Below are 19,028 nucleotides of genomic sequence, written 5' to 3'. Positions count from 1 at the left end.
CTAGTCTCGGGGAATGCGTTCCGCTCAGCAGATCCTCGCCGACTCCACCGTGATCGCCGTCGTGGGCGCCTCCCGTGACCCGGGCAAGGCCGCGCACCGCGTACCGCTGGAGATGCAGCGGCACGGCTGGCGGATCATCCCGGTCAACCCGACAGTGGACGAGTTGTTCGGCGAGAAGGCGTACCCGACGCTCGCCGACATCCCGCACCCGGTCGACCTGGTCGACGTGTTCCGCCCGGCCCGCGACGCGGTCGACGTGGTCCGGCAGGCGGTGGCGATCGGCGCCCCGGCGGTGTGGTTGCAGCTCGGGATCTTCTCGGACGAGGCGCGCCGGATCGCCGAGGAGGGCGGCCTCGACTACGTCGAGGACAAGTGCCTCATCGTCGAGCGGGCCGCCGCCGGCCTGACCCGCACATCCGGTGGAACGTCCGACTGACGACCGGGCACGCTGCGCGTACCCTTCGGGCATGTCCGCTCCCGGCCCGACGGCGGCTGCGGCGGTGCCCGGCCGCGACGGGCTCTGGTCCCGCAGGCTGCTTGCGCTCCTGGCCGGCGCGGCGGTGGCCGCTGTGAGCGGCCGGGTCCTCCTAGCGCTGGGTCCGTCGCACCTGAGCGCGGTTCGTGGCGTGGTGTGGCTGGTGATGCTGGGGCCCCTGGCGCTGCGGTACTGGCGGCCACGGCGGACCGGACGGCTGATCTGGCGGCCCCGGGTGGCCGGGCCGCACGGCGCCGAGCCGGGGCTGATGGCCCGGCGGTCGGCGGTGGGATGGCTGGAGCTGACCGCGGACGTGACGGCGGGTGTCGTGGTGGCGCTCGGCGGGTTCTCGTTCCTGACCGAACGCTGGCCGCAGGTCGAGGCGTGGCGACCGCTGGTGCTGGCCTCGGTGGCCCTCGGCCTGGGCTGGGTCGTCTACGCGGAGACGCGGTTCACCGGCCGGCTGACGTTGACCGGCGGCGGGCTCCGGTACGGCGGCGACTGGTACCCGTGGTCCGGGATCCGTGGCGTGCGGCGGTCCGGCGAACGCGGTGGCGGTCTGCACCTGCGTCTGGAGCCGGAGCAGTTGCCCCGGCCGCTGATCGGCGGGCGCGACCTGGCCGTGCCGGACGAGCGGCTGCTGGCCGCGATCGAGCGGTTCCGGACCACGCCGGAGGCGCTGGCGGTGGGGTTGCCGGTGACTCCCCCGGAACCGGCCCCCGGCGTGGCGGAACGGTAGCCCTACTGCTTGTACTGCTTGAGCAGGCCGCGCGAGATGATCGTCTTCTGGATCTCCGAGGTGCCCTCGCCGATCAGCAGGAACGGCGCCTCGCGCATCAGGCGCTCGATCTCGTACTCCTTGGAGTAGCCGTAGCCGCCGTGGATCCGGAACGCCTCCTGGACCACCTCGGCGCAGTATTCGGACGCGAGCAGCTTCGCCATGCCCGCCTCGACGTCGTTGCGCTGGCCGGCGTCCTTGAGCCGGGCCGCGTTGACCATGAGCGCGTGGGCGGCCTCGATCTTCGTACCCATCTCGGCGAGCTTGAACGCGACGGCCTGGTGCTTGGCGAGCGGCTGGCCGAAGGTGTGGCGCTGCTGGGCGTACGCGACCGCCAGCTCGAACGCCCGGATCGAGATGCCGCAGGCGCGAGCCGCGACGTTGACGCGGCCGACCTCGATGCCGTCCATCATCTGGTAGAAGCCGCGGCCGACCTTCTCCTCGCCGCCGAGCACGGCGGAGCCGGGCACCGTGACGCCGTCGAGCACCATCTCGGTGGTCTCGACGCCCTTGTAGCCCATCTTGTCGATCTTGCCGGGGATGGTGAGGCCGGGCGCGGTCTCGCCGAAGCCGGGCTCCTTCTCCAGCAGGAAGGTGCTCATGTTGCCGTAGACCGAGTCGGCCCCGGTGTCGGTCTTGACCAGGGTGGCGACCACCGAGGAGTACGCCCCGTTGGTCAGCCACATCTTCTGGCCGTTGAGGACGTAGTTGTCGCCGTCGCGGACGGCCTTCGACTTGATCGCCGCGACGTCCGAGCCGCACTCGGGCTCCGACATCGAGAACGCGCCGCGCACCTCGCCGGAGGCCATCCGGGGCAGCAGCCGGGCCTTCTGGTCGGCCGAGCCGTGCTGCGAGATCAGGTACGCGACGATGAAGTGGGTGTTGACGATGCCGGAGATCGACATCCAGCCCCGGGACAGTTCCTCGACCACGAGCGCGTAGGTCAGCAGGGACTCGCCCAGGCCGCCGTACTCCTCGTCGATGGTGAGGCCGAACAGCCCCATCTCGCGCATGCCGTCGAGGATGTCGCTCGGGTACTCGTCGGCGTGCTCCAGCCGCTGGGCGTGCGGGATGATCTCCTTGTCGGCGAACTCCCGGACGGTTTCCAGGATCGACCGCTGCACGTCGGTCAGTCCGGGTGTCTGGGCGAGTCGGGCCATCTCAGCCTCCGGGGTCGGCGCCTTACTCATGGGTAACTGAACGCTCGGTCAGTATCGGTCCCGGGACCGGCCGCGCCAAGGTGACCAGTCCACACAACCGCTGTGAAAAGGTTCACCGCTGCGGGTAGCGTCCGCAAGAGAGAGGGCCGTTGACCTGGGGGAAGGGGCGCCCGTGAGTGACGAGCAGCCACCGTCGCCGTACGAGCCGCCGCCGCACGGTCAGCCCTACGGGCAACCGCAGTACGGCCAGCAGCACCCGCAGTGGGGCCAACAACCCCCGTACGCCCCGCAGCCGCCCTACGGGCAGTACGGGCCGCCCGGCCAGGGGCCCCGTGGCACGAACGTGCTCGCCATCCTGTCGCTCGTCTTCGCGTTCGTCTTCCCACCCGCCGGCATCGTCTGCGGCCACCTGGCCAAGCGGCAGATCCGGCAGACCGGCGAGGACGGCGACCAGCTCGCCAACTGGGGTCTGATCCTCAGCTACATCTTCACCGTCATCGGCATCCTGGTCTGCTGCGGCTGGATCGGGCTGGCGTTCTGGGCCAACTCCGACACCAGCGGCTACTGACGGTCAGCGGAACTGCGCCTCCCGGACGCTGTTACCGCCGTCGACCACGAGCATCTGCCCGGTGATGTACGACGCGGCGGGCGAGCAGAGGAACGCGATCGCCGCCGCCACCTCGTCCGGCGTGCCGGGGCGCCCGACCGGCGTACCGAGCCCCTGCTTGATCTCGGCCATGGTGGACGCCGCGGTGTGGATGATCCCCGGTGCCACCGCGTTCACGGTCACCCCGTCGGCGATCATCTCCATCGCCAGCGCCCGGGTCAGGCCGACCACACCGGCCTTGGCCGCCGCGTAGGCCGCCTCGGTGGGCAGCGCGTTGACCGGCCCGGCGGTGGCGGCCAGGTTGACGATCCGGCCCCAGCCCCGCTCGGCCATGCCGCCGATGAACGCGCGGCTGCACAGGAACGCGGTGGTCAGGTTGCGGTCGATCTCGCCGCGCCACTCGTCGTACGTCAGCTGCGCCACCGGCCGCAGCACCTCCGGGCTGGCCCGGCTGGCCAGGCCCGCGTTGTTCACCAGCACCTCGACGTCGCCGAGCTGCTCGGCCACCGCGTCGGCGAGCGCGCCCACCTCCGACTCGTCGGTGAGGTCGGCGACGAAACCGGTGACGCCCAGCTCGCCCGCGCGTTCGTGGATGCGCCTCGTGGTGGACACGATCGCGACCCGGGCGCCCAGGTCGGACAGGCGGCGCGCGGTCGCGTACCCGATGCCGTCCGGGCTGCCCGCGCCGGTCACCAGCGCGACCCGGCCGTCCAGCCGCATGGTGGCCGGTTCCGGCAGCGGCGCCGGCCGTTCGGAGTCGGCGGCGCCGACCGGCTCGCCGCCACGTGGGCGCCGCACCGACCCCGGTCGGCTCATGTCCCGTCGCGACCGACCCCCACGCGCGTCAAGTGCCATGCCGAGGATCCTGCCCGGTGCCGACCCCACGGGCAACGCGGTGGCCGGAAAGGGGACGTCCGTGTCGCGCACCGGATGGCTACCCTGAGCGCGACCACGTACCTGGAGATGATCAGATGACCTATCCCCCACCGTCCGGTGGCTGGCAGGATCCGTTGGCTGCCGGGCCGCAGTCGAGCCCGCCGGCCGTGCCGAACCAGCCGGGCCCGGCCGACCCGTACGCGCCGGTCGCGGACCCGTACGCACCGGGCACCGACCCGTACGCGGGAGCGAAGTCGCCCTATCCCCCGCCCGGCGGCGAGCAGTACGCGGCGCCGATGCCGGGCTATCCGGGTCCGGGCGCCTACCCTCCGCCCGGCGCATATCCCGGCTACGCCATGCCGGCGTCCCGCACGAACACGCTCGCCATCGTGGCGCTGGTGCTGTCGCTGGTCGGCTTCGCCTCGTGCGGCATCACCGCGCCGATCGGCGCGATCATGGGCCACGTCGCCCGCAAGCAGATCCGGGAGACCGGTGAAGAGGGCGACGGCATGGCCCTGGCGGGCATCATCGTGGGCTGGATCATGACCGCCCTGATGCTCGCCGTGATCATCTTCTACATCGTGATGATCGTGATCGCGGTCGGCGCCAGCAGCACCAGCGGCTACTGACGCGATCGGGCCGCCCCCGGCAGGGAGGCGGCCCGACGCGCGGTCAGGACGCGGGCGGCGTGAACGAAGAGGTACGGGACATGCCGGCGGCCCGGCCCTTCGCGGCGATCACCAGCGCCATCTTGCGGGACGCCTCGTCGATCATCTCGTCGCCGAGCATCACCGCGCCGAGCTTCCCGCCCGCCTCCGACGTGTAGTAGTCGTACGCGTCGAGGATCAGCTCGGCGTGGTCGTAGTCGGCCTGCGCCGGGGAGTAGACCTCGTTCGCGGCGTCGATCTGGCCGGGGTGCAGCACCCACTTGCCGTCGAAGCCCAGCGCCGCCGAGCGCTTCGCCACCTCGCGGAACGCGTCCACGTCCCGGATCTGCAGGAACGGGCCGTCGATGGCCTGCTTGTCGTGCATCCGCGCGGCCATCAGGATGCGCATGAGGATGTAGTGGTACGGGTCGCCCGGGTAGTCCGGGATCAGCGCACCGACCACCAGCGACTTCATGTTGATCGAGGCCATGAAGTCGGCCGGGCCGAAGATGATCGTCTCGACCCGGGGCGAGGCGCCGGCGATGGCGTCCACGTTCACCAGCCCGGCCGCGTTCTCGATCTGCGCCTCGATGCCGATCCGGCCCACCTCCAGGCCGAGCGTCTTCTCGATCTGGGTGAGCAGCAGGTCCAGCCAGTGCACCTGCTCGGCGTTCTGCACCTTCGGCAGCATGATGCAGTCCAGGTTCGCCCCGGCGCCCTCGACCACCTCGATGACGTCCCGGTAGGTCCACGGCGTGGTCAGGTCGTTCACCCGGACCACCCGGGTCTTGCCGGCCCAGTCGCCCTCGTTCAGCGTCGCCACGATGTTCTTGCGCGCGTCCGGCTTGGCCAGCGGCGCGACCGCGTCCTCCAGGTCCAGGAAGACCTGGTCGGCGGGGAGGCCCTGGGCCTTGCCGAGCATCTTGACGCTGGAGCCGGGCACCGCCAGGCAGGATCGGCGGGGACGACCGACAGCGGTCATGGGTGCGCTCCTTCCAGCGTCCGGCGCGGGTGCCGGCGCAGCGGTGGATTTCGAGAACTTAACGATCCCAAAGGGCGTGGTGACGCCACGGTAACCTCGTGCCGTGACCGGGGTGAATGGACCTGTGGAAGATCTCACTGAGCGTCGGATCGTGGTGCTGACCGGGGCGAGCTCCGGCATCGGCCTGGCCGCCGCGGAAGAGCTGGCGCGCCGCGGTGACCAGGTGGTGCTGGTCGGCCGCGACCCGGCCCGGCTGCGCGCCGCGGGCGAGCGGGTCCGCGAGTGCTGCGGCGAACAGCCGGAGCTGTTCCGCGCCGACTTCGCGGTGCTCGACGACGTACGCGGGCTCGCCGAACGGCTGCGCGAGCGGTACGACCGGATCGACGTGCTCGCCAACAACGCGGGCGCGATCGTGCTGGAACCGATCACCACGGTCGACGGTTTCGAACTGAGCATGCAGGCCAACCACCTCGCCCCGTTCCTGCTCAGCAACCTGCTGCGAGACCGGATCCGGCGGATGGTGGTCACCGGCTCGGACGCGCACCGCAGCGGCGTGCTCGACCCGGACGACCTCAATTCCGCGCTGCGCTCGTACCGGCCGTTCCGTGCGTACGGCACCAGCAAGCAGGCGAACATCCTGTTCACCGCCGAGGCGGCCCGGCGCTGGCCGGACGTGCCGGCGCATGTGTTCCACCCCGGCGTGGTGCGCACCCGCTTCGGCAACGAGAGCCGGATCGTGGCGCTGGGCATGCGGCTGCTGCCGTTCCGCAGCCCGGAGAAGGGTGCGGAGACGCTGGTCTGGCTCGCCTGCCAGGACCCGTCCCGGCTGACCGACGGCGGCTACTACGCCGACCGCAAGCCGCACCGGCCCCGGCCCAAGGCGGCCGACCCGGCGCTGGCCGCCCGGCTCTGGACGGCCAGCGCGAAAGCGGTCGGCGTCGAGGCCTGACGACACCCGGGGGGACACATGACCGCGGAGCGAGAAGTCCTGCTGGTCGCACTCGTCGACCTGAGCGCCGACGTGGACGCCGGCCGGCGCTACGAGGACGCCGTGCTGGCGCTGCTCGGCCGGCACGGCGGCGAGTTGGAACGGCGGCTGCGCGCCGGGGACGGGGAGACCGAGGTGCACGTGATCCGGTTCGCCGCCCGCGCCGGGCTCGACGCGTTCCTGGTCGACCCGGACCGCGTCGCGCTGCGCGCCGAGCTGGGCGACGCCGCGCCCGCCACCCGGGTGCTGGAGGTACGCGACGTCTGAGCTGCGCCTTCTCCCTCACTTCATCACGCGGGGACGCTGAGAACAAGACTTGATCTTGGAGCTTGCGAGGCGCAGTGTCGGGGCATGGACTTCGATCCCCTGGCCACCGCCCGCCGCGCACTCTGGATCGGCGGCGCGCAGTGGGCCGGCAAGACGACACTCGCGGTCACGTTGGCACTGCGGTACGGGCTGACCGCGTACCTCTACGACCGCCACGACGCGCGCGGGCACGACGACCGGCGGATCGCCGACCGGATCCGACGGGGTGAGCCGCCGGACGGCCCGGACGCGGAGGCGACCTGGGTGACGACGGACCCCGAGCGGATGGCAGCCGAGACCCTCGCCGGGTTTCCGCGCCGCTTCGAGTGGGTGCTCGACGACCTGAGCGCGCTGGTGAGCGGCCGTCGGGTGGTCGCCGAGGGCTGGGGGCTGCGGCCCGAACTGGTCGCCCCGGTCGTCGAGTCGACAGGGCAGATGGTGGTGCTCGTGCCGACGCCGGAGTTCCGCGCGTACCAGGTGGAACGGCTGCCGCGGGCGATGGCCCGGCATCCCGGCGTGAGCGACCCGGAGCGGGCGTGGCGTCATCGGATCGCGCGCGACGAGCTGGTCGCCGCCGACGCGGTCGCCGGTGCCCGTGCGCTCGGCGTACGCGTGATCGAGGTGGACCTCGGCCGGGACGCCGAGGCGGTCGCAGCGCTGGTCGCCGACCACTTCGCCGGATACCTCTGAGCGTCACCGCGACACGTGCACCGGGACGCTCGTGACCACCACGCCGGGCAGCGCGCGCAACGCGACCCGTAGCCGCTGCTCGGCGCGGCTGTGCAGCAGCCGGTACCGCCGCCGGCGCAGCACCACCTCCGGCACGATCACGGTGAGCGTCAGGTCCGGGCTCGCGGCGTGCAGCGCCTCCAGGTAGTGCGCCAGCGGCCCGATCACCGACCGGTACGGCGACACGATCGTCTCCAGCCGCAGATGGTCGCCCCAGGCCCGCCACTGCTCGCGGAACCGGTCCGCCTCGGCCTCCTCCGGCGCGAGGTGCACGGCGAGCGTCGGCCGCCCGAGTGACGTCGCGTACGCCAGCGCGCGCAGCGACGCCCGGTTCAGCCGGGCCACCGGCACGACCACCAGGTGGCGTACCTGCTGGGGCAGTTCGTCGCCCTCGGCGGGCGGCGCGGGTGGCGGCGGATGCAGCGCCAGCGCGTGGTGCAGCCGGGCGTAGTGCCCGTGGATCCGGCGGAACAGCAGCACCAGCAGCGGCACGGCGAGCACCACCACCCAGGCGCCCTCGGTGAACTTGGCGACCGCCGCGGTCAGCAGCACCAGCCCGGACAGCGCCGCGCCGACCGCGTTGACCGCGAGCCGGCGGCGCCATCCCGGTCCCCGGCGGCGCCGCCAGTGCACCACCATCCCGGTCTGGGACAGCGTGAAGGCGAGGAACACGCCCACCGCGTAGAGCGGGATCAGCCGCTCGGTGTGCCCGCCGAACGCCACGAACACCACCGCGGCGGTCAGCGCCAGCGCCACCAGCCCGTTGCTGAACGCCAGCCGGTCGCCCATGTGCAGGAACCGGCGCGGCGCATACCCGTCCCGGGCCATGAAGAACAGCAGCCGGGGAAAGTCGTTGAACGCCGTGTTCGCGGCCAGCAGCAGGATCAACGCGGTGGTGGCCTGGAGGATCGCGTACCAGGGCCCGCTCGGGAACGTCACCCGGCCGAGCTGGGACAGCAGCGTCTCATCCGCCCGGGGCACCAGGCCGTCGAGGTGGATCAGCCCGACCAGGCCGGCGAACAGCGTGACCAGCATGGCGACCATCCAGCCGAGCGTGGTGCGGGCGTTGCGCCACTCGGTCGGACGGAACGCGGGCACCGCGTTGGAGACCGCCTCGATGCCGGTCATCGACACCGCGCCGGAGGAGAACGCCCGCAGCACCAGCAGCAGGCCCAGGCCCTCGGCGGCGGGCACCGAGGGCGGCGGCACCGGCGCGAAACCCCGCGCCGCGGCCTTCGCGTACCCGACCGCCAGCACCGCGACCAGCACCACCACGAACGCGTACGTGGGCAGCACGAAGATGTTCCCGGCGGTGCGTACGCCGCGCAGGTTGCCGGCGAGCAGCACGACGATCACCAGCACCCCGAGCGGCACCGCCCACGGGCTGAGCCCGGGTAGCGCCGAGGTGACCGCGTGCACCCCGGCCGCCACCGACACGGACACGGTCAGCACGTAGTCGAGCATCAGCCCGGCCGCGGCGGCGAGTCCCGGCGTACGCCCGAGGTTGTCGCCCGCGACGATGTAGGAGCCCGCGCCGTGCGGGTAGGCCGGGATGGTCTGCCGGTAGGAGAGGCCGACGGCGACCATCAGCACCACCAGCACGGCGGCCAGCGGCAGAGCCAGCCCGAGCGCGGCGCTCCCCGCCAGCACCAGCACCACGAGCATCGCCTCCGGCCCGTACGCCACGGAACTGAGCAGGTCCGAGGAGAGCACCGGCAGCGCGACCAGCTTGCGCATCCGCTCGTAGAGCACCGACGCGCTGGACAGCGGCGGCCCGATCAGGGCCCGGCGCAGCCGGGTGGCGGCCCGGCCGGCCCGGTCGGCGGGCAGGTCGGCGGCGCCGGTGGCGACCAGCTCGTCCGGCTGCGCCACGGTGAACATGTCGATCGGCGCGAGCCGGCCGAACCGGGTGGGCGCCGGGTGGTGGTCGTGCCGCCCGAGCGCCGGGTCGACCGGCAGGTCGTCGGCGCGGCGCGGGCCGCGCCAGCGCTCACCGATCCGGCCGAGCGCGGCCCGTTCCTCGTCGCCGAGCGGCGGGAACTCGGCCGAGGGCGTGACGACGGTGCCCGCCTCCGCCGCGTCGTCCCGGTCCGACCCCACCCTGAGCACTTTCGTGCAAACCGGACGGCCCGGTGGCCGGAACGGCGCGACTTCGCCCCGACCGGCGCGGCGGCCCGCTGATGCTCGACGGCGGCGCTCACGCGCGAGGGCCGCGTCGTTCAGTCGCCGAGCGGCGTCGGGTCGGCCGGTGCCGCGACCGGCGCGGCGCGGCGGCCGGCCCGCGCGCCGCCGAGCACCACCACCGCCACGCCGGCCAGCAGCAGCGCCAGGCCCGGCAGCGCCAACGGCCGGGGCAACTGCCCCAGCCACACCCAGCCGATCAGCGCCGCGCCCGGCGCCTCCAGCAGGATCAGCACGCTGACGGTGGTCGCGGAGACCCGGTGCAACGCGTAGTTGAACATCGAGTGGCCGAGCAGCTGGGCGCCCGCCACCAGGCCGAGGATCGCCAGCCAGGTCGCGCCGTCGAAGCCGTGCAGGCGTACCCCGCCGACCAGGCACACCACGAGCAGGATCGCCGCGCAGACGCCGTAGCAGACGGTGGTGTAGGTAGTGGTGCTGATGCTGGCCCGGGCCCGCTCGCCGAAGGCGGTGTAGACGGCCGCGAACAGGCCGCCGACGACCGCGAGCAGGTCACCGGCGAACGCCCGGCCGGAGACGCCGAAGTCGGCGCCGGTGGCGAGTACCGCGCCGAGCACCGCCACCGCGATGCCGGCCCACACCGCCGTCGGCAGCCGCCGTCCCTGCCCGCGGGCGATCAGCCCCTGCCACACCGGCTGCGTCGCGCCGAGCGCGGTCGCGGCCGCCACCGAGGTGAGCTGCGCGCTCGGCATCCAGGTGGCGAAGTGGGCGGCCAGGGCGACCCCGGAGAGTACGCAGTAGAGCCCCTCGCGCCGGCCCGGCCCGACGGTCAGCGCGCGGAGTTCGGCGCGCCGCCTGGTCAACGCGACCGGCCCGAGGACCGCCACCGACAACGCGGTACGCCAGAATGCCACCGCCAGCGCCGACGCGGCGGCGAACGCCACGAGCGGCGCCGAGGACGAGACTGAGGCGACGGCCAGGGCGAGCGCGCCCACCGTCAACGCGTCGAGCGGCGGGCGATGCGGAACGGTCGGCACGAACGGTAATCCTCACACGGGCACCCGACAGGCACGGAACGTCAGCACTCCGTTACGATCATGCGCGTCCCGGCGATCCTCCCCCTCGACGTCCGGAGGCGTTCCCTCATGCCCAGGTTCCAGGCGGTGCTGTTCGACTTCTTCGGCACCCTCACCCACGGCGTACGGCGCGGAGCCGCCCACCACGCCACCGCCGACCTGCTCGGCTGTTCCGCCGAGGCGCTGGTGGAGGTGTTGAACGGCAGCTTCTACGAACGGGCGAGCGGATCCTTCGGGAACGCCGAGTCGACGATGCGCTGGGTGTGCGCCCGGCTCGGCGTCCACCCGTCCGACGCGGCGGTACGCGCCGCCGTCGCCACCCGGCACCGGGCGGTACGCGCCGACACCCGGCTGCGTGCCGAGGCGGTGCCGGTGCTGGCCGCGTTGCGCCACCGGGGCGTACGCACCGGGCTGGTCAGCGACTGCACGCACGAACTACCGGCGTTCCTGCCGCAGCTCGCCGTCGCGCCGCTGCTGGACGCTCATGTCTTCTCGGTACGCCTCGGGCGCTGCAAGCCGGACCCGGCGCTCTACCTGGCCGCGTGTTACCGGCTCGGCCAGGCCCCGGCCGACTGCCTCTACGTCGGCGACGGCGACAGCCAGGAACTCAGCGGCGCGGAGCGGGCGGGGCTGAGCGCGGTCCGGCTGGCCGCGCCGGATCTCGCCGACCACGTGGTCCTCAACGCCGACCACGGGTTCGACGGGCCGTCGCTCACCTCGCTGACAGAGGTGCTCGACCTGCTCGACCCGGTCCCGGTGGCCTGACCCGGCTCGTCGAACGCGGCCGGCCCGTCGGACTGGACCGACTCCGCCGACGGCGACCGATCCGCATGGCGTCGACCGCCTGGCGCCGACGGGTTCGCGGTCAGCGGCGGCGGACGCGGTGCAGGCGGAACGGCTTGCGGACGGCCCGTACCACGGGGGCCGGGCGGGGCTGCTCGCTCAGCGAGCCGTCCGGCAGGTCGGCGCCGCTCACGGCGGTGCCGGCGGGCGTGAGCCGGTTGAGCGCGCACCCCTGCGCCGCCCACCGCTGCACCAGCTCGGCGGCGGAGCCGGAGGCGTTGAGCCGCTTCGCCGCGACCAGCGGCGCGACGGTGTCCCACTCCTCGGTGCCCGGTCGCAGCCGGGTCACCCGCGCCGGCCAGGTGACGATCCGCCCGCCGTGGTCGCCGCGCAGCGTCACGTCGGCCGTGTCGCTGTCGGCCAGCCCGGGTGCGGTCTGCTCGCCAGGACCGGTGACCACGAGCAGGGTGCCCTCCAGCGGCAGGCACCACAGCGCGTAGGCCGGGCCGCCGGTGCTCACCCAGCACACGGCGGCCTTCTTCACCGCCTCGTCCACCAGGGGCGGCGTCACCCGCTCGTCCACCTCGTCGCTCACCCCGCCATCCTCCCCCATCCCGCCCCGAGCCGCGGTCAGCCGATGAACGGGGGGACGGTGATCTCGCCCCGGGCCACCGGCATGACCTGGCCGGACACAGTCGCGCCCATCGCCAGGCCACCGGACGCGGTCACCGTGCAGTCGAGCGTCGACGGGCGGTTGATCTCGATGCCCTGCCGGACCGTGTACGTGGAGCGCCCCTCGCCGGGCAGCAGGCCGCTGGCGACCAGCCACACGCCCAGTCCCAGGGCGGCGGAGCCGGTCGCCGGGTCCTCCGGTACGCCGAGTCCCGGCACGAAGACCCGGGCGTGCGCGGTTTGCGAACCGGGCTCCCAGGAGAAGAGGCTGACGTGCTCCACTCCGTACCGCTGCGCCGCCGTCGTGTTCAACCGCGCCCGGGCCACCGCGTCCGGGCGTACCGGAAGATAGGGGAATTCGAGGCCGCACCCGGCGACCCGCGGTGGCGGGCCGACGTGGTCGGGGCCGGTGAGGCCGACCATCTCCAGCAGCGGCTCCGGGTCGAGTTCCGGGCCGAGCGTGGGCGTGCCGCCGGTGAGCGTCGCGCCGGTGGCTGTCACCTCGATCGGCAGGACGCCGGCGCCGCACTCCTGGGTGACCCGGCCCGCGCCGAAGACGCCGCGGCGGCTCGCGGTCACCGCGGCGCCGACGCTCGGGTGCCCGGCGAACGGCAGCTCGTCGGCCGGGGTGAAGATCCGGGCCCGGTAGGTGGCGCCCACCTGTGTCGGCGGGAGCACGAAGACCGTCTCGGACAGGTTGAACTCCAGCGCGAGCGCCTGCATCTGCTCGGTGGCCAGCCCTTCCGCGCCGAACACCACGGCCAGCGGGTTGCCGGCGAACGGGCGGTCGGTGAAGACGTCCACGATCTCGTAGCCCAAGGTCGACATGTTGTTAGAGACTAGGCCCTTAGGCTGGTGGCCGTGAGCACGCCGAACCGGGTCTACCTCGCTCGACTCGCCGGAGTCGCCGTTTTCGACCCGAACGGCGACCAGGTCGGCCGCGTCCGCGACGCGGTGGCCCGGATGCGCGCGACCCAGCGACCGCCGGAGGTGGTCGGCCTGGTCGCCGAGATGCCGATGCGGCGGCGCATCTTCCTGTCCATCAACCGGATCACCTCCATCGATCCGGACGGCGTCGTGCTCGGCAGCGGCACTCTCAACCTGCGCCGCTTCGAGAAGCGCCCGAACGAGCTGCTGGTGCTCCAGGAACTGCTCGACCGCCGGGTCCAGGTCGAAGGCGGGCAGGCCGGTTCCGTGGTGGACGTGGCCATGGAGTGCAGCCGCGGCGGCGAGTGGACGCTGGGCCGCGTCGCCGTCCGCGAGCACACCGGCCGGCTCACCCGGCGCGGCCACCTCCACCAGGTCGAGTGGGACCGGGTGCACGGCCTGGGCGCGGTCGGCGACAACCGGGGTACGGCGAACCTGCTCGCCGTCCTGGAGGACCTGCGCCCGGCCGACCTCGCCAACGCCCTCCAGGACCTGCCCGACGCCCGGCGCAACGAGGTGGCCGCCGCGCTCGACGACGAACGTCTGGCCGACGTGCTCAGTGAGCTGCCCGAGCACGACCAGGTGGAGATCCTGGCCGCGCTGGACCGTCAGCGCGCCGCCGACGTGCTGGAGGAGATGGAGCCGGACGACGCCGCCGACCTGCTCAACGAGCTGCCCCCGCCGGAACAGGACGTGCTGCTCGACCTGATGGAGCCGGACGAGGCCGACCCGGTACGCCAGTTGCTGCGCTACGCGTCCGGCACCGCCGGCAGCGTGATGACCTCGGAGCCGGTGATCCTGCCGCCGGACGCCACGGTGGCCGAGGCGCTGGCCCGGATCCGCGAGGCGCAGCTGTCCCCCACGGTGGCCGCCCAGGTCTTCGTGGCCCGTGCCCCGCTGACCACGCCCACCGGCCGCTACCTGGGTATGGTGCACTTCCAGCGGTTGCTCCGCGAGCCTCCGGCGGATCTGCTCGGCGGCATCGTGGTCAACGACATCGACCCGCTGCGGGCGTCGACGCCGCTGCCCGAGATCACCCGCCGGATGGCCACCTACGACATGGTCGGCATGCCGGTGGTGGACCGGAACAACCGGCTCGTCGGCGCGGTGACAGTGGACGACGTGCTCGACCATTCCCTGCCGCGGGACTGGCGGGACCGGGACGCGGCATTCCCCTCGTCCGCCACCGACGACGGCACCATGGACGGCGACGATGAGTGATCAGCGACGAGGCGACCGGCTGGACCAGCCGCGCGCCCCGCGGAACCTGCAACTGCCCCGGGTCGACGCGGAGACGTTCGGCCGCTGGGCCGAGGGCATCGCCCGGGGCATGGGTACGGCGAACTTCCTCGTCTACATGACGCTGATCCTGGTGGCGTGGTTCCTGTGGAACACGCTGGCCCCGGCGAATCTGCGCTTCGACCCGTACACCTTCACGTTCCTGACCTTGATCCTCTCGCTCCAGGCGTCGTACGCGGCGCCGTTGATCCTGCTCGCGCAGAACCGGCAGGCGGACCGGGACCGGATCGCGATGGAGGAGGACCGGCGGCGGGCGACCATGCAGAAGGCCGACACGGAGTACCTGGCCCGGGAGATCGCCGCGTTGCGGATCGCTATGGGTGAGGTGGCCACCCGGGACTTCCTCCGTTCCGAGCTGAGCCGGCTCGGTGAGGAGCTGGACGAGGCGGCCGAACGGCGGCGCAAGCTGGAACGGCGGCAGCAGGAGCGGGGGGCCCGGCGGGCGGCCGGCGGCGAGCGGCTGGACGAGCCCCGGGACGAGCTGGACGGCGACTACGCCCGGGGCGGCCGCTACGAGGGTTGAGCGGTCATCGAATCGCTCACACCGCCGCCGCCAGCGGCGGTGGCCGATGACCCGCGACGTAGCATTGCGGGCATGTCTGCACCCGTCAGCACCGTCTCCGACGCGATCCAGGCCGCCCTGGCCACCGTCAACGACCCGGAGATCCGCCGGCCGATCACCGAACTCGGCATGGTCCAGTCCGCCGAGCGGGACGAGGACGGCGTGGTCCGGGTGGAGCTGCTGCTCACCGTGGCCGGCTGCCCGCTGAAGGACAAGCTGCGCAGTGACATCACCGCCGCCGTGGGCGCGGTACCCGGCGTGAGCGGTGTCGAGATCGTCTTCGGGGTGATGAGCCCGGAGCAGCGCCAGGAGCTCCAGTCGAAGCTGCGCGGTGGCGGTGCCACGGCCGAGCCGGTGATCCCGTTCGCCCAGCCGGGCTCGCGGACCCGGGTCTACGCGGTCGCCAGCGGCAAGGGCGGTGTCGGCAAGTCCAGCGTCACCGTCAACCTGGCCGCCGCGCTCGCGTCCCGTGGCCTGTCGGTGGGTGTGGTGGACGCGGACATCTACGGCCACTCGGTGCCCCGCATGCTCGGCGCGGACGGCGCGCCGACCCGCGTCGAGGACATGATCATGCCGCCGCAGTCGCACGGCGTGAAGGTCATCTCGATCGGCATGTTCACCCCCGGCAACGCCGCCGTGGTCTGGCGCGGGCCGATGCTGCACCGGGCGCTCCAGCAGTTCCTCGCCGACGTCTACTGGGGTGACCTGGACGTCCTCCTGCTCGACCTGCCGCCGGGCACCGGCGACATCGCGATCTCGGTGGCCCAGTTGCTGCCGAACGCGGAGATCCTGGTGGTCACCACGCCGCAGGCGGCCGCCGCCGAGGTGGCCGAGCGGGCCGGTGCGATCTCGTTGCAGACCCACCAGCGGGTGGTCGGCGTCATCGAGAACATGTCCTGGCTGGAGATGCCGGACGGCTCCCGGATGGAGGTCTTCGGGGCCGGTGGCGGCGCGGCGGTGGCCGAGTCGCTGACCCGGACGATCGGCGCGCAGGTGCCGGTGCTGGGGCAGATCCCGCTGGACACCCGGGTACGCGAGGGCGGCGACGCCGGTCAGCCGATCGTCCTGGCGCAGCCGGACGCGCCGGCCGCGAAGGCCCTGTTCCAGGTCGCCGACCGCCTCGCGGTCCGCCGCGAGTCCCTCCTCGGCAAGCCCCTGGGCCTCAAGCCCGCAGGCCGCTGACCCACACCCACCGCTCCACCACACCCCACCGCCCCTCCCGCTCCGCGCGAGGGGCGGTCCCCTTTCCAGGCGTCGATCATGAGGTTGACGGTCGCCGGACCGGCGTGTCGCGCCGTCAACTTCATGATCGACGGCGAAAGAGGGGGAGGGCTCAGGTGGCGTCGTCGTAGGACGGGCGGGGGGCCGGCGGCGTCGGCGTCGGGGTGGGGGTGCTGGTGGCCACGCTGGGGGTGCGCAGGTCGGCGGCCTTGGCCACGTCCTTCAGCTCGTCGTGCACGCCTGTGACGTCCGAGCGCAGGTTGTCGTACATGCTCTGCAGCGGCTTGCGGATCGCCTGCTCGTCGTCCTCGCTCAGCAGGTGCTTGCGGATGAACGCCTTGGGGTGCAGATCCTCCAGCTGGATGTCTGTGCCCAGCTCGCGGCTCAGGTCGCCGGTGGCGTTGCGCGCCATGTTGCGCAGGTTGCGGACCATCCGGAGGCCGTCGCTGATCACGTTCGGCAGCCGATCGCCGAAGATCAACAGCGCCAGGAGCAGCAGGACGCCGATCTCCCACCAGTTCAGGTTCTCGAACACCGCCGCCTCCTCGTCCGTGTCAGGGCCAGACTACGCACGTCAGGTGCCCATCGGGGAGGGGGTGACGGGTCCTCACTTCGCATCAGCGGCGAGCGTCACCGACGCGTTCTGCCGCGCCGACCCGCGCCGGTACTCGACTGTCACCACGGAACCGGGCGCGTACTTGCGCACCAGGGCCACCAGGTCGGTCGGATCGGTCATCGGACGGCCGCCCAGCCGCAGCACCACGTCCCCGGTACGCAGTCCGGCCGCCGCCGCCGGGCCGGCCGGCTCGACCGCGTTGAGGCGTACCCCGCCGCCCGTGGCGCCGGTGCCGCCCACCTGGGCGCCGATCACCGTACGCCGGGCCTTGCCGGTGCCGATGATGTCCTCGGTGATCCGCTTCGCCTGGTTGATCGGGATGGCGAACGCGAGGCCGATGTTGCCGGCCTCCTGCCCGTCGGCCACCAGCGACTTGATCGTCGAGTTCACCCCGACCACCCGCCCGGCGCCGTCCACCAGCGGGCCGCCGGAGTTGCCGTGGTTGACAGCGGCGTCGGTCTGGATCGCCGCGTAGTAGCGGGTCGGCCCGCCCGGCTCGCCGGCCTGCATGGTCCGGTCCAGCGCGCTCACGATGCCGGCGGTGACGGTGTTGGCGAGCGACAACGGCGACCCGATGGCGAGCACCGGGTCACCGACGGCGAGCGCGTCGGAGTCGCCGAACTGCACCGGGGTCAGCCCGCTGCGCGAGACCTTGATCACGGCGAGGTCCGACTCCGGATCCTGCCCGACCACGGTGCCGGCGGCGGTGCTGCCGTCGTTGAACACGACAGTGGCCTTGCCGGTGCCGTCGGCGACCACGTGGTCGTTGGTGACGATGTGGCCCTCGCCGGTCACCACGAAGCCGGAGCCCTCGCTGGTGCCGCCGAGGCTGACCACCCGGATCGTGACCACGCTGGGCAGGACCCGCTCGGCCACCCCGGCCAGTGACTCGGGCTTGCGCTGGGCCAGCGCGGGGGCCTGGCCGGTCTGCGCGCCGATCGTCGGCACGTCACCGCCGCGCAGGAAGGCGTACGTCAGGGCACTGCCGAGAGAACCGGCGAGAAGGGCCGTGACCAGGGAGATCAGCACCACCTGACGCAGCCCCGGCCGGGTCGGCAGGTCCGGGTCGGTGACCGGTTCCGGCTCCCCCGCCCCCGGTGCCGGCGCCGCCGGGATCACCACGGCGGCGGGCGCGTACGGGTCGCGCCACGGGTCGGCCAGAGCGTCGGACCACCACGGCGACGTCGCCTGACCGGGGGCGTCCTGCGGCGGTCGTCCGGACGCCGGCCCACCCGGTGCCGGCGATCCGCCGGGCCGCCGCCAGTCCCAGCCGTCGGTCACGTCGGTGCCTCCCACTCAGTCCCGCTGGCCCCGCGCCGACGGCCGGCGGAGCCGGACGACAGTGACGCGCGGGACACATCCAGGATTACACGGATGGCGCGAACGGGGTCAGGGGTTGCCCTCCGTGAGCACTCGACGGCGGACTCGCGGCTGCGCCGGTACCGGCCCGCCTCTACGCTCACAGTGCATACCGCCCCTCGCACCAGTCCGCCCCTCGGAGGTGTCCCATCGCCACGGTCGCCGGTCACGGCAGTTCGACGGCCCAGGCGCTCCACTTCGCCGAGTCTTTCGTCACCGAGGATCTCGTGCTGCGCACGGCCCGCGCCCTCGCCCACGAGGTGGGGGTGGAGGCGGTCACGCCCGGGTCGGGTGCCGCGCTGCGGCTGCTCGCCGCCGCCGGCAACGCCCGGGCGGTGGTGGAGATCGGCACCGGCACCGGGGTGAGCGGCGTGTGGCTGCTGCGTGGCATGCGCCCAGACGGTGTGCTCACCACGATCGACGTCGAGGTCGAGTACCAGCGCATCGCCCGGCGGCTGTTCCAGGAGGCGGGCTTTCCGTCGGGGCGTACCCGGATCATCACCGGCCGGGCCCTCGACGTGCTGCCGCGGCTCGCGGACGGCGCCTACGACCTGGTCTTCGTGGACGCGGTGTCGACCGGCTTCGCCGCGTACGTGGACGCGGCGCTGCGGCTGCTGCGCCCCGGCGGCGTGCTCGCGCTCAACGGCGCGCTGGCGGCCGGCCGGATCGGCGACCCGGCCGCGCGGGACGTCGAGACGGTCACCGTGCGGGAGACGATCAAGGCGATCCGCGAGTCGGAGCACTGGGTGCCCGCGCTGCTGCCGGTCGGCCACGGCCTGCTGGCCGCCGTGAAGGCCTGAGTCAGGCCGGCGTGCCCTGAACGGCC

At 73.2% G+C, this 19,028-nt stretch carries 21 protein-coding genes; 12 read left to right on the top strand and 9 right to left on the bottom strand.

Annotated features, from left to right (window positions below; all coding sequences use genetic code 11):
- Positions 1–13 precede the first annotated feature (13 nt).
- Both ACN27D_RS19370 and ACN27D_RS19365 read left to right on the top strand, forming a co-directional pair.
- Entirely contained in the window at positions 14–436 is a 423-nt protein-coding gene (locus ACN27D_RS19370; RefSeq protein WP_421499664.1) for a CoA-binding protein, read from the top strand.
- Between the two features lie 31 nt (positions 437–467).
- Positions 468–1,214, top strand: coding sequence for a hypothetical protein (locus tag ACN27D_RS19365; RefSeq protein WP_421499663.1), 747 nt, complete (start codon positions 468–470; stop codon positions 1,212–1,214).
- A gap of 2 nt (positions 1,215–1,216) precedes the next feature.
- Here the strand turns inward: ACN27D_RS19365 and ACN27D_RS19360 are convergent, their stop codons facing one another.
- Positions 1,217–2,413, bottom strand: a complete 1,197-nt coding sequence (locus tag ACN27D_RS19360; protein WP_421499662.1) for an acyl-CoA dehydrogenase family protein — start codon at positions 2,411–2,413, stop codon at positions 1,217–1,219.
- 172 nt (positions 2,414–2,585) lie between these two features.
- On the opposite strand from ACN27D_RS19360, the gene ACN27D_RS19355 reads away from it, so the two are divergent.
- A complete protein-coding gene (locus ACN27D_RS19355; protein WP_421499661.1) occupies positions 2,586–2,981 on the top strand; it encodes a DUF4190 domain-containing protein in 396 nt (131 codons plus the stop codon).
- A gap of 3 nt (positions 2,982–2,984) precedes the next feature.
- On the opposite strand, the gene ACN27D_RS19350 is transcribed toward ACN27D_RS19355, so the two are convergent.
- Complete coding sequence (locus ACN27D_RS19350) at positions 2,985–3,875, bottom strand: SDR family NAD(P)-dependent oxidoreductase (protein WP_036311415.1); 891 nt, start codon at positions 3,873–3,875, stop codon at positions 2,985–2,987.
- Positions 3,876–3,991: 116 nt separating this feature from the next.
- On the opposite strand from ACN27D_RS19350, the gene ACN27D_RS19345 reads away from it, so the two are divergent.
- Positions 3,992–4,525: a DUF4190 domain-containing protein gene (locus tag ACN27D_RS19345; RefSeq protein WP_421499660.1), complete on the top strand. Its 534-nt coding sequence runs from the start codon at positions 3,992–3,994 to the stop codon at positions 4,523–4,525.
- Between the two features lie 43 nt (positions 4,526–4,568).
- On the opposite strand, the gene ACN27D_RS19340 is transcribed toward ACN27D_RS19345, so the two are convergent.
- On the bottom strand, positions 4,569–5,525 hold the full coding sequence (locus tag ACN27D_RS19340; protein WP_128136855.1) for an HpcH/HpaI aldolase/citrate lyase family protein: 957 nt from the start codon (positions 5,523–5,525) through the stop codon (positions 4,569–4,571).
- Positions 5,526–5,649: 124 nt separating this feature from the next.
- Here ACN27D_RS19340 and ACN27D_RS19335 point away from each other — a divergent pair, with 124 nt between their 5' ends.
- The 3 genes from ACN27D_RS19335 (at position 5,650) to ACN27D_RS19325 (ending at position 7,509) form a co-directional block, all read left to right on the top strand.
- Positions 5,650–6,474, top strand: coding sequence for an SDR family NAD(P)-dependent oxidoreductase (locus ACN27D_RS19335; protein WP_358176600.1), 825 nt, complete (start codon positions 5,650–5,652; stop codon positions 6,472–6,474).
- 18 nt (positions 6,475–6,492) lie between these two features.
- Positions 6,493–6,780, top strand: coding sequence for a hypothetical protein (locus tag ACN27D_RS19330; protein ID WP_358176603.1), 288 nt, complete (start codon positions 6,493–6,495; stop codon positions 6,778–6,780).
- Between the two features lie 84 nt (positions 6,781–6,864).
- Positions 6,865–7,509 (top strand): hypothetical protein, encoded by a 645-nt coding sequence (locus tag ACN27D_RS19325; RefSeq protein WP_358176606.1) that lies wholly within the window; start codon positions 6,865–6,867, stop codon positions 7,507–7,509.
- Positions 7,510–7,512: 3 nt separating this feature from the next.
- Here ACN27D_RS19325 and ACN27D_RS19320 read toward each other — a convergent pair whose 3' ends face one another.
- On the bottom strand, positions 7,513–9,648 hold the full coding sequence (locus ACN27D_RS19320) for an APC family permease (RefSeq protein ID WP_421499659.1): 2,136 nt from the start codon (positions 9,646–9,648) through the stop codon (positions 7,513–7,515).
- Between the two features lie 119 nt (positions 9,649–9,767).
- Complete coding sequence (locus ACN27D_RS19315; RefSeq protein WP_252452354.1) at positions 9,768–10,724, bottom strand: DMT family transporter; 957 nt, start codon at positions 10,722–10,724, stop codon at positions 9,768–9,770.
- A gap of 108 nt (positions 10,725–10,832) precedes the next feature.
- Here ACN27D_RS19315 and ACN27D_RS19310 point away from each other — a divergent pair, with 108 nt between their 5' ends.
- Complete coding sequence (locus ACN27D_RS19310; protein ID WP_358176613.1) at positions 10,833–11,528, top strand: HAD family hydrolase; 696 nt, start codon at positions 10,833–10,835, stop codon at positions 11,526–11,528.
- 100 nt (positions 11,529–11,628) lie between these two features.
- Here ACN27D_RS19310 and ACN27D_RS19305 read toward each other — a convergent pair whose 3' ends face one another.
- On the bottom strand, positions 11,629–12,159 hold the full coding sequence (locus ACN27D_RS19305; protein WP_205775925.1) for a hypothetical protein: 531 nt from the start codon (positions 12,157–12,159) through the stop codon (positions 11,629–11,631).
- Positions 12,160–12,176: 17 nt separating this feature from the next.
- Entirely contained in the window at positions 12,177–13,046 is an 870-nt protein-coding gene (locus ACN27D_RS19300) for a PhzF family phenazine biosynthesis protein (RefSeq protein WP_120571779.1), read from the bottom strand.
- 33 nt (positions 13,047–13,079) lie between these two features.
- On the opposite strand from ACN27D_RS19300, the gene ACN27D_RS19295 reads away from it, so the two are divergent.
- From ACN27D_RS19295 to ACN27D_RS19285, 3 genes are all read left to right on the top strand, one after another.
- Complete coding sequence (locus ACN27D_RS19295) at positions 13,080–14,366, top strand: magnesium transporter MgtE N-terminal domain-containing protein (protein WP_120573991.1); 1,287 nt, start codon at positions 13,080–13,082, stop codon at positions 14,364–14,366.
- On the top strand, positions 14,359–14,967 hold the full coding sequence (locus ACN27D_RS19290) for a DUF1003 domain-containing protein (protein WP_120571780.1): 609 nt from the start codon (positions 14,359–14,361) through the stop codon (positions 14,965–14,967). Before ACN27D_RS19295 ends, ACN27D_RS19290 begins: the two co-directional genes overlap by 8 nt.
- Positions 14,968–15,039: 72 nt before the next feature.
- Entirely contained in the window at positions 15,040–16,188 is a 1,149-nt protein-coding gene (locus ACN27D_RS19285; RefSeq protein WP_120571781.1) for an Mrp/NBP35 family ATP-binding protein, read from the top strand.
- 151 nt (positions 16,189–16,339) lie between these two features.
- Here ACN27D_RS19285 and ACN27D_RS19280 read toward each other — a convergent pair whose 3' ends face one another.
- Both ACN27D_RS19280 and ACN27D_RS19275 read right to left on the bottom strand, forming a co-directional pair.
- Positions 16,340–16,762, bottom strand: a complete 423-nt coding sequence (locus ACN27D_RS19280) for a preprotein translocase subunit TatB (protein WP_120571782.1) — start codon at positions 16,760–16,762, stop codon at positions 16,340–16,342.
- A 72-nt stretch (positions 16,763–16,834) separates the two neighbouring features.
- A complete protein-coding gene (locus ACN27D_RS19275) occupies positions 16,835–18,139 on the bottom strand; it encodes a S1C family serine protease (protein ID WP_199733218.1) in 1,305 nt (434 codons plus the stop codon).
- A gap of 212 nt (positions 18,140–18,351) precedes the next feature.
- On the opposite strand from ACN27D_RS19275, the gene ACN27D_RS19270 reads away from it, so the two are divergent.
- Positions 18,352–19,002: an O-methyltransferase gene (locus ACN27D_RS19270; protein ID WP_081636063.1), complete on the top strand. Its 651-nt coding sequence runs from the start codon at positions 18,352–18,354 to the stop codon at positions 19,000–19,002.
- Positions 19,003–19,028 lie beyond the last annotated feature (26 nt).

Source organism: Micromonospora sp. WMMD1274, assembly GCF_049179035.1.
GTDB lineage: Bacteria > Actinomycetota > Actinomycetes > Mycobacteriales > Micromonosporaceae > Micromonospora > Micromonospora tulbaghiae.
The sequence above is the reverse complement of the archived record's forward strand: the minus strand, read 5'-3'. Positions and strand labels throughout refer to the sequence as shown.